This window comes from Segnochrobactrum spirostomi, from assembly GCF_009600605.1.
Taxonomy (GTDB): Bacteria; Pseudomonadota; Alphaproteobacteria; order Rhizobiales; family Segnochrobactraceae; genus Segnochrobactrum; species Segnochrobactrum spirostomi.
Genome location: NZ_VWNA01000001.1, coordinates 543,073 through 556,765 on the forward strand (window position 1 = coordinate 543,073; position 13,693 = coordinate 556,765).

Below are 13,693 nucleotides of genomic sequence, written 5' to 3' on the forward strand. Positions count from 1 at the left end.
TAAACCTCAAAGCTTTGTATGAAATGAGAGGTCTTCAGAGACCCCTCATCCGGCCCTGCCGGGCCACCTTCTCCGCGCAAGCGGAGAGAAGGAAACGGCGAGGCTGAGGATCTAAGCGTCCACAGCCTAAGCTCCGCGAATCAGCCGAAGGCCGGTCCGCGCACGCTGTAGGGCTTCGTCTCGCGCCAGCGTTCCATCAGCGCTTCGAGATCGGAATCCGTGCCCGCGGGCAGCGTGATCCGCGGTGTGACATAGAGATCGCCGTGGCCGCCGCTCTTGACCGGAAGCCCCTTGCCGCGCAGGCGCAGCGTGCGGCTCGCACCGGCGCCGGGCGGAATCTTGAGATCGACGGACCCAGTCAGGGTCGGCACGCGCACCTTGCCCCCGAGCACCGCCTCGTCGAGGGTGATCGGCACGTCGAGCTTGAGGTCCGTGCCGTCCACCGTGAACAGCGGATGGGGAGCGAACACGACGGTGACGATCGCATCGCCTGCCGGGCCACCGAGTGGGCTCGGATGGCCCTGCCCCTTAAGCCGGATCTTTTCGCCCGGCTGCACGGCCGGCGGCAGCTTGACGTCGACCGTCTTGCCACTCGGCAGGGCCACCCGTGCCTTCTCGCCCTGGGCGACGTCCTCCAGGCTGACCTGGGCGGTGACGGCGATGTCCTCGCCCGCCGGCGCGGGCCCGCGCGCCTCGCCACCACGGCGACCACGGCCGCCGAGCACCTGGCTCAGAATGTCTTCGATATCGGGCCCGAAATCGCCGCCCCCCGGAGCGCCCCCCGCCTGACGGAAGCCACCGGCACGCGGGTCGAAGCCGCCACGGCGACCATCGAACCCATTGAAATCGAAGGCCGGCGCACGCGGCTTGCCGTCGCCGTCGATCTCGCCGCGGTCGAACTGGCCGCGCTTGTCGGCATCGCCGAGGATTTCGTAGGCCGAGCCGATTTCGGCGAAACGGGACTGCGCCTTCGGATCGTCCTTGTTACGGTCGGGATGAAAGCGCTTAGCGAGCTTGCGGAAAGCCGACTTGATCTCGGCCTCGCTCGCGGAGCGGGCCACCCCCAAAACCTCGTACGGATCACGCATCTGACACCTCGCGAACGGCGCCGGGCGATCCGTTGTCTCACCGAATCGAGCCCACGCCGGGAATGGAATATCGGCGCATCGGGTGCACCGTTCGGCCCACCCTATCCGATCTCGTGCCAGGGAACACGTGCGGAGGCGGACTTGCCCCACATATGGAGACGATAGGAATAAATACCAGAGGGAAACCGGAGACCGGCTCAGCTCGCCGCCGTCAGCGCGGGCGCGAGGCCTTCCACGCTCCAGGTCCCGTCTGCTTGACGGCAGGCGACGCCACGCAGCGCCCTCACCCCGTCGACCGCGTTGACGAGGGTCGAGAAGGTGCGACACGGGGTCCCGTCGGGTCCCTTCAACGCGGCGACGTTGGTGATCGTGCCCTGGGATCCGGATTCGGGATTGCTCCAGGAGATCGGGGTGACGGCGCCCTCACCCGCTCCGGCGAGCGAGGCGCTCATGGCGGAAAGATCGCCGACCGCGAGGCCCGACGCGGGTGCGGCGGCGGCCATCGAGGAGGTGATGTCGGGCCCGGCCGCTTGCGGGCCGAGGGGGAGCGAGATGCTGCCGCAGGCCGCCGTCGAGAGGCTCAAAGCGAGCACCGCGACGAAGCGCACCGTCTGCGATGACGTCTGCCCCTGGAAGGGCGCTCCGAAGGCGAGATATGTACGCATCACTGTGACCGCCGGAGAGCGAGATGTCGAACGAGCACGAAGGTCCTGACCCTCAGGGTTACATGGACGCCTTAACGAGTCGTGACTTCACGTCCGACGGCGAACCGTTCGCCCTGTTCGGCGAGTGGCTGAAGGATGCGACGGCGTCGGAGACCAACGATCCGAACGCGATGGCGCTCGCGACCGTCGACGAGGACGGCCTGCCCAACGTCCGCATGGTCCTGCTCAAGGGGGCCGATGCGGCCGGCTTCGTGTTCTACACGAACTACGAGAGCGCGAAGGGGCGCGAACTGCTCGCCCATCCCAAGGCGGCCCTGGTGTTCCACTGGAAATCGCTGCGCCGGCAGGTCCGCGTTCGCGGCCCGGTCGAGACCGTCACCGAGGACGAGGCGGACGCCTATTATCGCAGCCGCCCGCGCGGCAGCCGCATCGGCGCCTGGGCCTCCAAGCAATCGCGCCCGCTCGAAAGCCGCTTCGCCCTCGAGACGGAGGTCGCCCGCTACACGGCGAAGTTCGGCATCGGCGACATCCCCCGCCCTGCCCATTGGTCGGGGTTCCGCATCGTGCCGGTGGAGATGGAATTCTGGCACGACCGGCCGTTCCGCCTGCACGACCGGGTGAAGTTCACCCGCGAAAATGCGCAGACCTCGTGGACGAAGACCCGGCTCTATCCGTGAGGCGAGAGCTCGTCAGAGCCAGCGCTTCCAGCGGAAGAAGAGGTACGTGCCGATCGCGGAGATGAACATCAAGGCGAGCGAGAACGGATAGCCGTACTTCCAATCGAGGTCCGGCATGTCGTGGAAGTTCATGCCGTAGATCGACGCGATCAGCGTCGGCGGCATGAACACGACCGCCAGAACCGAGAAGATCTTGATGATCGCGCTCTGGTCGAGATTGACGAGGCCGAGCACCGCATCGAGAAGGAAATTGATCTTGGAATCGAGCGCGGCGGCGTGGTCGGAAAGTGACTTCAAGTCTCGCGTCATCGTCTTGAGCGAGTCGCGATCGACCTTGGTGAAGCCCGCCTCGGTCTCGTGCTGATTGAGGAAGAGCATCGTGCGCGACAGCGTCATCAGGCTTTCCTGGACGCGGTTGTTGAGCATGCCCTGGCGGCCGATCGAGCGGATCACGTCGTGGAAATCCGGGGCGCCGCGGCGATCGGAGATGCCCATCTCGAACACGGACCGGGACACCACGTCGATGTCGGCGGCGATGTGCTCGAGGATGTCGGCGGCGCGCTCGACGACGGCCTCGAGCAGGTTGAGAAGCACCGCCTGGCCGTTGTTGCAGGTGTTGTTCGCCTTCTGCAGGCGATAGGCGGCGAGCGGGAACGCCTTCGGCTCGTCGTAGCGGACGGTGGCGAGCTTGTCGCCGGCGAGGATGAAGGTGACCGGCGTGGTGCCGGGCCGCCCCTCGGCGATGCCGCAGAGCAGCGTCGCCGTCATGTAGATCGCGCCGTTCTCGATATAGAGCCGGCTCGAAGTCTCGATTTCCTGCATCTCCTCGGGCGTCGGCACTTCGATGCCGAGCAGCGCCTCGGTGGCACGGTCTTCGGCGACGGTTGGCGTCAGGAGATCGACCCACAGCGTCGAAAGCGGCAAGGCGACGGCCTCACCCTCGGCCTGGAAGCGCTGCAGCGACGTACCGGTCGGAACAAAATAGGTGATCATCGCCGCACTCCACTGCACGCCGGCATGGGGATGGCGTTCCCGCCGACGGTCAAGCACCGGACGCTCTCCGGTGGTCGGTACGGCACGCCACGCCGCTCGGCAAGAGCGGCAGCGCACCGGGCGCCGATCCTTGGCGGAGCCATGCGAACTTTATGTGACAAACGTTCACACGGGGCGAGTACCTCCGGCGCCGTCAACCGCTTGGCCGAGATCGGAACGATGACGGTGTTGCTGGTGTCAGCGACCCTGGTCGAAGCGCCGTTGATCCGCGTGAGCGTCGCGCCGAATGCCCAGAACGGGCTGCGCGAACCCTCTCAGGTGATGATCGACAAGGCGATGTCGGTGAAGCGGGACAGAATCGGCCCCGTTTTCGGTCACCTCGAACCGGAAACGATGCTGTCCGTCACCCGCGCCCTCGCGGTCTTTCTCGGCTTCGCCTGAGCCGCGGGGCTCACAACGCCCGCCGGCCGAGCGGGATGATCTCGGGCGAAGCCGGGGTGAAGGGCGTCCCGTTCCAATCGCCGAGCCACGTCTCCACCGCGAGCGCGGCCGCGGCGATCAGGCGGGCGATCTCGTCGCGGGCGGGAAAGGCGATGCGTGACCGCGACGACAACAGCCGTCCGCTTTCGACGATCCGATAGAACGTGCCGTAGGTGACGATGCCGCTCACCGGGTCGTGCTCGACGTCGTTCCACGCCTCGACGGCGCCGAAATCCGGATGCGCGACGAGGCGGTGCGAGCGGTCCGGCGTCCACTCCCGCCATTCTTCGGCGGCCGGATTGCGGCTGTCGAACACGAAACGTCCGGCCGGGGAGAGATGCACCGCGATCGTCGCGAGGAGCGCCGCCCGATCCTGTTCGGTGAGGAACACCTGAAAGGCGTGCCCGGTCAGCACCACGAGATCGAAGGTGCGGCCGAGGCGAACCGTGCGGGCATCGGCTTCGACCCAGGTCACACCGGCGCCACCGGGGCGCGATCGCGCGTTGTCCAGCATGGCGCCGGCCGGATCGACACCGAAAACGGCGCGACCGACACGTCCGTCCGCGGCCGACGCAATCATCACCGCGAGTTCGCCGGTTCCGCAGCCGAGATCGAGCACGCTTGCGGCCTTCCCGGCCAAAGCGAGGCAACAATCCCGATCCGGCGACGGCCCGCCGTTCTCGAGGTCATAGAACGAGACGAGCGCCGGATCGTCGTAGAGCGCGTCACGCACCGGAAGCCTCCGCCCGACGCACGCGATCCGCATCCGCGCACCGCACCATCATCGGCGTAACTCGCGAGGCGTCCCGCGCCGCACTCAGCTCTGCTGCTCGAACCGCTCGCGCAGGGAGGCATCGCGACCCGGCGCGGCCTTCTTGCCCTTGGTCTTGCAGACCGTCGCCGCCGACACCGCCTGGATGCCGACGGGCTTATAATGATGGGTCAGATCCGCATGGCCCTGGCTCATCTGGGCTTCGTCTCTCACCGCGCGGCCCGAACCTTGGCCACCATGTCCGACGTGATCTTGCTTCATTACCTCACAGCCGGCGCTCGTTCCGCGCCGGTCCTCCTGACAGCCCGGCTCGCGCCGGATCCCCTGAATGACGCCGAACTTCCGACGTCGTTCCCACTTGAAGCCCTAAATCTCGATTCAGGCAGGATAAGGGTCGCACGGTGAAAGCTCCGGAGACCCCGATCACGCTTCCTTACACTTCGTTACAATCCCCATCTTCATCTTTTGGAGACGATGAAGGCGGGAGCATCGCCCGAAACTCGATTACAGCGAGCTTTTGCTTAACGCACGATGAATGCGCGAAGCTTGCAAGCGCGAGCGCTGACGGTTTGATTATTCCTGTGGGGATTCGGTCGCGGTGCCGCCCGTGGCGAGCGCGGGATGGTCTTCGCCGACGAGCCCGCGCTCGACGAGATGGTCGAGGTGGGCGAGCACCGACAGGGCCGCGGCCGGCTTCAACGCCGGGTCGAGGCCAGCATAGATCGCATCGACGAGATCGGCGAGCGTGCGGTCGCCCGCGCCGAGCCGGGCGAGCACCGCCGCCTCCCGTGCCGCGCGATGGGCCTTGAGCGCCGCGACGTAGGCGTGAGCCTCGCGCTGCGGGCCGCCATGAGCCGGCAGATACACGCTCTCCGGCCGGGCGAGCAGGCGGTCCAGCGAGGCGAGATAATCGGCCATCGCCCCGTCCGGCGGCGCGACGATCGTGGTGGACCACGCCATCACGTGATCCCCGGAGAAGAGGATATCCGTGCCGCCGAGGGCGAAGGCGAGATGGTTCGCCGCGTGCCCCGGCGTGGCGACGGCCTCGATCGCCCAGCCGTCACCGGCGACACGGTCGCCGTCGCGCAGCACGACATCCGGCCGGAACGCGAGGTCGCCCGAGGCGTCGAGCCCGAGGGTGCGCCCCGGACGCGGCGCCCGCGCCGGGCGGTGTGGCCCCTCGCCGTAGACCGGCGCGCCGGTCGCCGCCGCGAGCGCGCGGGCCGCGGGAGAATGATCGAGATGGGTATGGGTGACGAGGATGTGGCTCACGCCCGCCGGCCCCGCCGCGGCGAGGATCGCGGCGACATGGGCAGGATCGTCCGGCCCGGGATCGATCACCGCGACCGGACCCGACCCGACCAGAAAGGTGTTGGTGCCGTGGAAGGTGAACGGGCCGGGATTGCGCGCCGTCAGCCGGCGCACTCCGGGCGCGACCTCGACCGCCTCGCCATAATGCGGATCGAACGTGCGGTCGTGCTCCGGCATCGGTCAGCCCGCCCGCGCCGGCAGCCGCGCGTCTGCGAGGTGGGCGATCTGGGCGCCGACCTCGTAATAGGCCTCCTTGGCCGCTCGGAACCCGATCTGCTCGGGCGCCGTGACCGGCAGGGGCAGCGCCGCCTCCGACACGGCGCCCCGCACATGCTCGGCGAGCACCTTGCCGAACACCGTGCCCGGCGCGATGCCGCGACCGTTGTAGCCGCTGAACCCGACCACGTTCGGGGCGAAGCGGTGGAAGCGCGGCAGGTGGTTCGAGGTCATGCCGATGAGGCCGTACCATTCCGCCTCGAAGGTGACCGGGCCGATCTCCGGGAAGAGCTTGCGCATCGCCCGGTGCGCCCAGGCGCGGTGGACGGCGAGCCCGGTACCGCGCAGCGCCCCGACGCTGCCGAACACCAGGCGCCCGGCCTGATCGAAGCGAAACGACGTGAGCACCTCACGGGTGTCCCAGGCGCCCTGCCGCTCGGGCAGGATCGTCGCCCGGGCGCGCTCGGAGAGCGGCGCGGTCGCGAAATTGAAATAAGGCAGGTGGACCAGCTCGGCGCGCACCTCGTGCCAAGGCGTCGTCGTGTAGGCGTTGGTCGCCACGATCACCCAATCGGCCCGCACCGCCCCGGCCTTGGTTCGCACGGTCCAGGCATTGCCGGTGCGGTCCGCCGCCACCACGGGGCTGCCGGTGTGGACCCGCGCGCCGGCCGCGATTGCCGCGTGGGCGAGGCCGCGCACATAAGCGAGCGGCTGCACCGTACCGGCCCGAAGGTCGAGCAGCGCCCCCGTATAGGCCCGGCTGCCGATCTTGCGCGCGGCCTCCGCCGGCCCGAGCAGATGCACGGGCGCGCCGCGCGACGACCATTGCGCCGCGCGGTCGCGCAGTTCGGCGAACCCGCCGGCGCCGACCGCGCAATGGAGGGTGCCGGTCCGCACCGCCTCGCAGGCGATGGCGTGGCGGGCGATCAGGTCGAAGACGAGGTTGGGGCCGTTGCCGAGCAGGTCGAGCAGCCGTCCGCCGTGCTCCACGCCGAGCGTGCCGGGCAGATCGTCCGGCATCACCCACATGCCGGCATTGACGAGGCCGACATTGCGGCCCGACCCGCCGAAACCGATCTCCGATCCTTCGAGCACCACCGCCTCGATCCCCGCCTCGGCGAGGTGCAACGCCGCCGAGAGGCCGGTGAAGCCGCCGCCGACGATGACGACGTCGGCGCGCGTCTCGCCCGCGAGGGGGGCGGTCGCCGGCGCGGGGGGCGCGGTCTTTTCCCAAAGGCCGTGGGAGCGGGGATCGTTCAGCATGCTCGTCGTCCGAATGACCGGCCCGCCAGGGTCCGGTCAGCAAGAATCCGGGTCAAGAAGTCGGGGCGCGATCATCCCGGACGCGAGTCCGGGGCGCGCCGCGTCGGCCTAGCGAACTGCGGACGGCCGGAGAACGCAAGGCGCCGCGAGCGCGCAGGCGGAGATCCGGCACGCGCGCCGATCACATCAGCACGCCCTTCACCGGCTGCGGCAAGGGAGGCAGGTCGGTCTCGCCCAGCGCCTCGCGCAGATTGATGGCAATGGTGTCGGCGATCGCGGCGATCGGCAGATCGTTCGGCAGGTCGCCGAACGGCTCCTCGAGTTCGTCGCCGAGGATATCGAGGCCGAAGAAGGTATAGGCGACCATGCCCGCCGCGAGCGGCGCGAGCCAGCCGAGCTGGTCGGCGAAGCCGAACGGCAGCATGAAGCAGAAGACATAGGCCGTGCGGTGCAGGAGCAGCGTGTAGGCGAACGGCAGCGGCGTCGAGCGGATGCGCTCGCACGAGCCCTGGACCGAGGCCATCGCCTCGATCGTCGCCTCGATCATGGTGAATTCGATGTCGCTGAGGAGCCCCTCCCCGCGCGCCGCGGCGAGCTCGGCGACGATGCGGCGGAGCACGAAATCCGGCGGATTGCGGCTCGCCCGGTAGAGCCTCCGGTCCGCCTCGTCGAGACGCTCCAGCACCCGACCCTCGCCGTCACCCGGCCGCAGATGCAGCCGCAGCGCATAGACGAACGCGATGGCGAACCCGACGATGCGGGCCCGTAGCGCCGCGCCGCGACCGTCTCCCCGCCCCTCCAGAATGAGCGTCTGGCGGCCGAGCGTGCGCCCGGCGATGAGCAGCGCGCCCCACAGCTTTCGCGCCTCCCACCAGCGGTCGTAGCAGGCGTTGTTGCGGAACCCGAGAAAGATCGACAGCGCGATGCCGATGAGCGCGAACGGCGCGCTCGAGACGACCGGCACCAAAGTCGGGAAATCCCGATGCGCGAGCACGATCAGCGCCGATAGCGCGATGACGAGGAAGAGTTGCGGGAAGATCCGCGGCAGGATCGAGCCGCCGGAAGCGCTGACGACGAAGAAGATGGAGAGAATGCCGGGCTTCTCGCGGACGATCATGACGGGCTCGTGTTCTCACCCGCGGATCGCGCGCCCGCGTGAAAGCCACAGCGGGGCGACGACCCAACGGACGACGTGACCTTGAAAGCAATTTTCGGAACCGACTCGGCGGAAGGGCCGCGGTCGGCTCGGTCACTCTAGAGAACATTCGGCCCGGAACGAGGCGAAGCGGCGGGAAAATGCGTGCAGAGACGGCGCGTCACGCGCCGTCCACACAGGACGGGACGCCCGGCGACGCCGTAACGCCATCGCCGCGGTCGGGGCCTCTCGGCCCGGAAGACGGAACGCGAGAGCCTCCAAACGCGCGTTCGGATGATACCGCGCAGAGTGACGCCGGAGCGACAGGCTTGCGCGGTCTCGTCTTACTTGGCGGCGGCCTGCTTCGGCGCCGCGGCCTTGAGCCGGCGCACCGGCGTGGCCGGCGGCGGCGCCGCGGCTTCCTGGGCCAAGCGCGCGGCCCGCAGGCGCGCGATTTTCGCCGCGCGAGTCTTGGCCTCGTGGTCGGCGATTTCACGGGCGGCGCGCGTCGCCGCATCGGCCCGGGTTTCGAGCTTCGAAGGGGTCGGCTTGAAGATGTCGGTCTTCGGCTGCGTGACCATCGTTTTCACCCTCTCAAATGCAAAAAAGGCCGGGCGAACCCGACCTTCTTCTCCGCGACACGCGACCGATGCCAGTCCATCCGTGGTCATCGGGGGCGCCGCTAATGTCAGGCCGCCTGGAGATTTTCGGCGGAGTTCCGGCCATCGCGCGCACTGCGCACGATGTCGAAGCTGAGCTTCTGGCCTTCGTTGATCGTGTGCAGGCCGGCCCGCTCGACAGCCGAGATGTGGACGAACACGTCGGTGCCGCCATCATCCGGCTGGATGAAGCCGAAGCCCTTGGTCGAATTGAAGAACTTTACGGTTCCAATGCTCATGTGATTTTCCTCGTCGGAAGTGTTAGGCGGCACAGGGTGCGCCACCTCGAAATTTCGACATTGTGGGAAAATCGCCGAGCGCGCCTCAGGAGACGGACAAACCAAAATTCAACAGCAAGATCGATGAAAGATATATAGAGGTCGATTGTGGTCTCGGTAAGGCCTACCACTGACAATTCTCAAAAATTATTCCTAGGCCCGAGGAAATACCAAAAATACGACCGCCCATTGCGCCGACTGCTCGCCCGCCGCACGGCCACGCCGGCGCGACATGCTGGCTCCGACGCGACCCTGCGCAACCACGCACGGTACGAAGCGTCAGGCTTCATCCAGTCGATCAGATCGCGAGCACTTGAGATTGGAGATTGGCGGGCCTCGGGAAAGCCCTTGCTATTGGTCGGAGTGGCAGGATTTGAACCTGCGACCCCCTCGTCCCGAACGAGGTGCGCTACCAGGCTGCGCTACACTCCGACGCTTGCGGGGGTGCTTATAGCGGCGCTCTCGCGAGGCTGCAAGCGCCGAGGCAGTGGATAATGCGCCGGCTTTGTCCACAGCCCCGCCGCCGCGCTCGCGAAAGGCGCATACGTCCGCCCGCACCATCACACGGGCGCAAAAGAGATCGGCGAGAAATTGCCCCGCGCGGCGCGTCGAGCCAGTTCCCGCTCGCCGCAGGACAGGCTAACGTCGTGCCCGCACGAAACAATCCAAGGAGCCGGGACCCATGTGCAATCTCGACGGATGCGGCGATCACGCCAAGATGCCGCCGCTCGTCGTCCCCGAGACGGACCGGCGCGCCTTCCTCGCCGGCCTTGCGACCCTGCCGCTCGCGGCCGTGCTGTCCGATCGCGCCCTCGCCCAGGCCGCCGCGGCCAAGGTCGAGACGGTGACGATGACGACGATGGGCAACCGCAAGGTCACCGGCGCCATCGCCAAGCCGAAACAGTGGCCGGCGCCCTCGGTCGTGCTGGTTCACGAATGGTGGGGCCTCAACGACCAGATCAAGGCCGTGGCGGCCGAGCTCGCCGACATGGGCTATGTGGCGATCTGCGTCGACCTGTTCGGCAAGACGACGACCGATCCCGCCGTCGCCAAGGAGATGATCTCCGCCCTCGACACCGAGGCGGCGAAGGACATCATGGCGTCGTGGATCTATTGGGCGCGCGATCTTGAGGAATCGACCGACAAGGTCGCGACCCTCGGCTGGTGCTTCGGCGGCGGCTGGTCGCTGCGCGCCTCGGTGATCGCCCCGGTCAACGCCACGATCATCTATTACGGCAACGTCGACCTGCCGGCGTCCGAGCTGCAATCGCTCGTCGGCCCGGTGCTCGGCCACTTCGCCGAGAAGGACCAGAGCATCAACAAGGCGATGGTCGACAAGTTCGAGGCGGCGATGAAGGAGGCCAACAAGGCCGACGATCTCACCGTCTATTGGTACGACGCCGACCACGCCTTCGCGAACCCGACCGGCGCCCGCTACGACGCCGCCGACGCCAAGCTCGCCTGGAGCCGCACCACCGACTTCCTGTCGACGAACCTGCTCTGAGCAGAGAGCCCGCCGGGCCCGATCGGGCCCGGCCGGTCGCACATCGAAGGCCGGTCACGCTCCCGCGTGATCGGCCTTCGCTTTTTCCGGGATCGGTGGGGCGAATGCCGCCCGCGCGCTATCGCAGCCGGGCGGCTTCCGTCTCGTCGATCAGCCCGAGCCGGCCGGCGGCCGCCAGCAGATGGCGGCGCATGGCCGCCCGGGCCGCTTCGGCCGCCCCTTCGGCGATGGCGGCGTGGAGACGGCGGTGCTCCTCGATCACGCCGTCCACCAAGGCCGGCGTCTTGAGCGTGTTGTTGCGGGCGACCGAAACGCTCTGGCGCAACAGCATCGACAGATAGAGCTGGAAGTCGGCGATCTTGCCGTTGCCGCTCGCGAGGGCGACCGTGCGGTGGAATTCGACGTCGGCCGCGACCCCGAAATCCTCGCCGTGCTTGGTGCGATCCATCTCCCGCAGCCAATGGCCGAGCGCCTCGAGATCGGCCTCCGTGCGGCGGACCGCGGCGAGCGCCGCGCTCTCCACCTCGAGACAGAGCCGCAGCTCAAAGATCTCGCGGAGGGCGATGCCGCTCGTCACCTCCTCGTCGCGGATACGGAACGAGCGCTGCAACGGGGAATCGGTGACGAACACGCCCGCGCCCTGGCGGCTGACGAGGATGCCGTCCGCCCGCAGCCGGGCCACGGCCTCGCGGATGACGGTGCGGCTGACGCCGAAGCTCGCGGCGAGGTCGGGCTCGGTCGGCAACCGGGCACCAGCGGCGAGCCGCCCCTTCTCGATGTCTTCGGAGAGGGCCGCCACCACGCGCTCGGCGAGCGGCGCCGGTCGCCCGAGACGACGCGTCTCGGGCTGGTCGGCGCGCGGCGCCCCGGCGTCCCCGCCGCCCGTCCGGTCATCGCCTCGCTTGGGGCCGTTCCGCCGATCCATCTGCCGCGCCGCTCCCTCCGCGCGCCCGGCTTTCGCGTCTCCTCGATCGAGCCGAATCGGGCCAGGGCATCCCACACCATATATAGGACGCACGTCCCGCACCGCGCGCCGTGGCGCGACCACCTCACCCGTCAGCGCCCGGACGAGGCGCCGTCCCGCGGGATCGTTCCCTCCGCGCGCAGAATCTTGCCCGGGTTGAGCCGGCCCGCCGGGTCGAGGGCGTGCTTCACGGTCCGCATGAGGTCGAGATCGACCGGATCCTTGAAGCGGGCGAGGCTCGCGGCGCGCATCTGGCCGACCCCGTGCTCGGCGCTGAAGGTGCCCTGCCGCGCCACCGCCAGCGCCTCGACGGCCTCGGTGATCGTGCCGTAGAGGTCACCGAGATCGGAGACCGTCCGGCCCTCGGGCGGCAGCACGTTGACGTGCAGATTGCCGTCGCCGAGATGTCCGAAGATGTTGGGCCGGCAGCCGGGGAAACGCTCCGCGACGAGGTCCTCGATGGCGGCGACCGTCTCGGCGATCCGCGACAGCGGCACGGCGATGTCGTGCTTCACCGCTCCGCCCTCGGCGAGTTCGGCTTCCGAAATCTCCTCCCGCAGGCGCAGAAGCTGAAGCCGCTCGCGCTCGCTTTGGGCGATCACCGCATCCATCGCGCGCTCAGCCTCCAGCGCCTCTTCGAGCAGCGCTTCGAGGGTCCGGTCGAGGGGGGCGTCCGGGTCCGGCGAGGAGAGCTCGAGGAGAACGTAGGCGGGGGCCTCGAACGGGGGTCGCGCGTCCGCGACCCGGCGCGCGACGAGCCGCATGGCGTCGCCGGCAACGAACTCACACATGGTGAGCGCACCGGCCGCCCGCGCCTGGGCGGCGCGGAACAAGGCCGTCGCGGCGGCGACGTCGACGACGCCCACAAAGGCCGTCGCCCGACGGCGGATCGCCGGAAAGAGCCTCAGGCAGGCCGCGGTGACGATGCCGAGCGTGCCCTCCGTGCCGACGAAGAGGTGCTTGAGATCGAGGCCCGTATTGTCCTTGCGAAGGGTGGAGAGGCCGTTCCAGACGCGCCCGTTGGGCAGCACCACTTCGAGGCCGAGCACCAGCGCGCGCATCGAGCCGTAGGCGAGCACCTGGAGGCCGCCGGCATTGGTCGAGACGAGGCCGCCGATCTGCGCGGTGCCCTCGGAGGCGAGGCTCAGGGGAAACAGCCGATCAACCTTCGCGGCCGCCTCCTGCACGGCGACCAACGTCGCGCCTGCCTCGACGACGAGGCTGTCGTCGTCGGGATCGACGGTGCGGATCGCCGCCATGCGACGCAGCGACAGGACGATCTGGGGCGCGTCGGCGACGGGCACCGCGCCGGCGACGAGGCCCGTGTTGCCCCCCTGCGGCACGACTGCGATGCCGGCGTCCGCGCACAGCCGCATCACCGCCGCCACCTCGGCGGTCGAGCGCGGCAGCACGATGCACAGAGCCGGGTTCGATCGCAGCCGCCGCCAATCGCTCTCGAAGGCGGCGCGATCGGCGGCCTCCGTCAGAAGCCCCGCGTCGCCGACCACACTCCGCAAGGCCGCCATCAACGTGGCGTAGCCTCCCCCATCGCGCGGGCCGTCGGAGGAAGACGCTCGTTCGTCGGATTCGCGGCGAGCGGACGCGATCGACGGGCCGACGGTCCCGGCCGCGCCCTGCGCCGTCCGATCCGGCTCGGGCTCGAGGGAGCACTGAGGCGGTAAATTCAT

15 protein-coding genes and 1 tRNA gene are annotated in these 13,693 nt (G+C 68.8%); 3 read left to right on the forward strand and 13 right to left on the reverse strand.

Translation table 11 applies throughout. The annotated features are described in order from the left end of the window. Nucleotides 1-140 precede the first annotated feature (140 nt). Nucleotides 141-1,088, reverse strand: a complete 948-nt coding sequence (locus F0357_RS02480) for a DnaJ C-terminal domain-containing protein (protein WP_153478373.1) — start codon at nt 1,086-1,088, stop codon at nt 141-143. Nucleotides 1,089-1,285: 197 nt separating this feature from the next. After that, entirely contained in the window at nt 1,286-1,753 is a 468-nt protein-coding gene (locus tag F0357_RS02485) for an RT0821/Lpp0805 family surface protein (RefSeq protein WP_153478375.1), read from the reverse strand. A gap of 62 nt (nt 1,754-1,815) precedes the next feature. Between F0357_RS02485 and pdxH the strand changes: the two genes are divergently transcribed. After that, nucleotides 1,816-2,430: a pyridoxamine 5'-phosphate oxidase gene (pdxH, locus tag F0357_RS02490; RefSeq protein ID WP_153486013.1), complete on the forward strand. Its 615-nt coding sequence runs from the start codon at nt 1,816-1,818 to the stop codon at nt 2,428-2,430. A 12-nt stretch (nt 2,431-2,442) separates the two neighbouring features. On the opposite strand, the gene F0357_RS02495 is transcribed toward pdxH, so the two are convergent. Further along, a complete protein-coding gene (locus F0357_RS02495; protein ID WP_153478378.1) occupies nt 2,443-3,423 on the reverse strand; it encodes a magnesium transporter CorA family protein in 981 nt (326 codons plus the stop codon). 141 nt (nt 3,424-3,564) lie between these two features. Here F0357_RS02495 and F0357_RS02500 point away from each other — a divergent pair, with 141 nt between their 5' ends. Then, nucleotides 3,565-3,864 carry a type II toxin-antitoxin system PemK/MazF family toxin gene (locus tag F0357_RS02500; protein ID WP_153486018.1) on the forward strand — a complete coding sequence of 100 codons (300 nt, stop codon included), beginning with the start codon at nt 3,565-3,567 and terminating at the stop codon, nt 3,862-3,864. Between the two features lie 10 nt (nt 3,865-3,874). Here F0357_RS02500 and F0357_RS02505 read toward each other — a convergent pair whose 3' ends face one another. The 8 genes from F0357_RS02505 to F0357_RS02540 form a co-directional block, all read right to left on the reverse strand. Then, entirely contained in the window at nt 3,875-4,636 is a 762-nt protein-coding gene (locus F0357_RS02505; protein ID WP_312861424.1) for a class I SAM-dependent methyltransferase, read from the reverse strand. Between the two features lie 84 nt (nt 4,637-4,720). Beyond that, the gene (locus tag F0357_RS02510; protein WP_153478382.1) at nt 4,721-4,870 is read right to left on the reverse strand and encodes a hypothetical protein; all 150 of its coding nucleotides are present in this window, start codon (nt 4,868-4,870) and stop codon (nt 4,721-4,723) included. Nucleotides 4,871-5,248: 378 nt separating this feature from the next. Continuing rightward, nucleotides 5,249-6,163 (reverse strand): MBL fold metallo-hydrolase, encoded by a 915-nt coding sequence (locus tag F0357_RS02515; RefSeq protein ID WP_153478384.1) that lies wholly within the window; start codon nt 6,161-6,163, stop codon nt 5,249-5,251. A 3-nt stretch (nt 6,164-6,166) separates the two neighbouring features. Continuing rightward, nucleotides 6,167-7,465: an NAD(P)/FAD-dependent oxidoreductase gene (locus F0357_RS02520; RefSeq protein ID WP_153478386.1), complete on the reverse strand. Its 1,299-nt coding sequence runs from the start codon at nt 7,463-7,465 to the stop codon at nt 6,167-6,169. A gap of 181 nt (nt 7,466-7,646) precedes the next feature. After that, nucleotides 7,647-8,582: a bestrophin family protein gene (locus F0357_RS02525; RefSeq protein WP_153478387.1), complete on the reverse strand. Its 936-nt coding sequence runs from the start codon at nt 8,580-8,582 to the stop codon at nt 7,647-7,649. A 362-nt stretch (nt 8,583-8,944) separates the two neighbouring features. Beyond that, on the reverse strand, nt 8,945-9,181 hold the full coding sequence (locus tag F0357_RS02530) for a hypothetical protein (protein ID WP_153478389.1): 237 nt from the start codon (nt 9,179-9,181) through the stop codon (nt 8,945-8,947). 107 nt (nt 9,182-9,288) lie between these two features. Beyond that, a complete protein-coding gene (locus tag F0357_RS02535; RefSeq protein WP_153478391.1) occupies nt 9,289-9,498 on the reverse strand; it encodes a cold-shock protein in 210 nt (69 codons plus the stop codon). Nucleotides 9,499-9,892: 394 nt separating this feature from the next. Beyond that, nucleotides 9,893-9,969 (reverse strand) — tRNA-Pro (locus F0357_RS02540). Nucleotides 9,970-10,219: 250 nt separating this feature from the next. On the opposite strand from F0357_RS02540, the gene F0357_RS02545 reads away from it, so the two are divergent. Continuing rightward, nucleotides 10,220-11,041 carry a dienelactone hydrolase family protein gene (locus tag F0357_RS02545; protein WP_153478394.1) on the forward strand — a complete coding sequence of 274 codons (822 nt, stop codon included), beginning with the start codon at nt 10,220-10,222 and terminating at the stop codon, nt 11,039-11,041. 118 nt (nt 11,042-11,159) lie between these two features. On the opposite strand, the gene F0357_RS02550 is transcribed toward F0357_RS02545, so the two are convergent. Then, entirely contained in the window at nt 11,160-11,966 is an 807-nt protein-coding gene (locus tag F0357_RS02550) for a FadR/GntR family transcriptional regulator (protein WP_153478396.1), read from the reverse strand. Nucleotides 11,967-12,097: 131 nt separating this feature from the next. Next, nucleotides 12,098-13,531 (reverse strand): FAD-binding oxidoreductase, encoded by a 1,434-nt coding sequence (locus F0357_RS02555; protein WP_153478398.1) that lies wholly within the window; start codon nt 13,529-13,531, stop codon nt 12,098-12,100. Nucleotides 13,532-13,693 lie beyond the last annotated feature (162 nt).

Bases quoted from the DNA above. Each gene is read 5' to 3' on its own strand.
- F0357_RS02545 (WP_153478394.1), top strand. From the start codon at position 10,220: ATGTGCAATCTCGACGGATGCGGCGATCACGCCAAGATGCCGCCGCTC.
- F0357_RS02515 (WP_153478384.1), bottom strand. From the start codon at position 6,163: ATGCCGGAGCACGACCGCACGTTCGATCCGCATTATGGCGAGGCGGTC.
- F0357_RS02550 (WP_153478396.1), bottom strand. From the start codon at position 11,966: ATGGATCGGCGGAACGGCCCCAAGCGAGGCGATGACCGGACGGGCGGC.
- F0357_RS02555 (WP_153478398.1), bottom strand. From the start codon at position 13,531: ATGGCGGCCTTGCGGAGTGTGGTCGGCGACGCGGGGCTTCTGACGGAG.
- F0357_RS02535 (WP_153478391.1), bottom strand. From the start codon at position 9,498: ATGAGCATTGGAACCGTAAAGTTCTTCAATTCGACCAAGGGCTTCGGC.
- F0357_RS02500 (WP_153486018.1), top strand. From the start codon at position 3,565: ATGCGAACTTTATGTGACAAACGTTCACACGGGGCGAGTACCTCCGGC.
- F0357_RS02525 (WP_153478387.1), bottom strand. From the start codon at position 8,582: ATGATCGTCCGCGAGAAGCCCGGCATTCTCTCCATCTTCTTCGTCGTC.
- F0357_RS02510 (WP_153478382.1), bottom strand. From the start codon at position 4,870: ATGAGCCAGGGCCATGCGGATCTGACCCATCATTATAAGCCCGTCGGC.
- F0357_RS02480 (WP_153478373.1), bottom strand. From the start codon at position 1,088: ATGCGTGATCCGTACGAGGTTTTGGGGGTGGCCCGCTCCGCGAGCGAG.
- F0357_RS02485 (WP_153478375.1), bottom strand. From the start codon at position 1,753: ATGCGTACATATCTCGCCTTCGGAGCGCCCTTCCAGGGGCAGACGTCA.
- F0357_RS02520 (WP_153478386.1), bottom strand. From the start codon at position 7,465: ATGCTGAACGATCCCCGCTCCCACGGCCTTTGGGAAAAGACCGCGCCC.
- pdxH (WP_153486013.1), top strand. From the start codon at position 1,816: ATGGACGCCTTAACGAGTCGTGACTTCACGTCCGACGGCGAACCGTTC.
- F0357_RS02495 (WP_153478378.1), bottom strand. From the start codon at position 3,423: ATGATCACCTATTTTGTTCCGACCGGTACGTCGCTGCAGCGCTTCCAG.
- F0357_RS02530 (WP_153478389.1), bottom strand. From the start codon at position 9,181: ATGGTCACGCAGCCGAAGACCGACATCTTCAAGCCGACCCCTTCGAAG.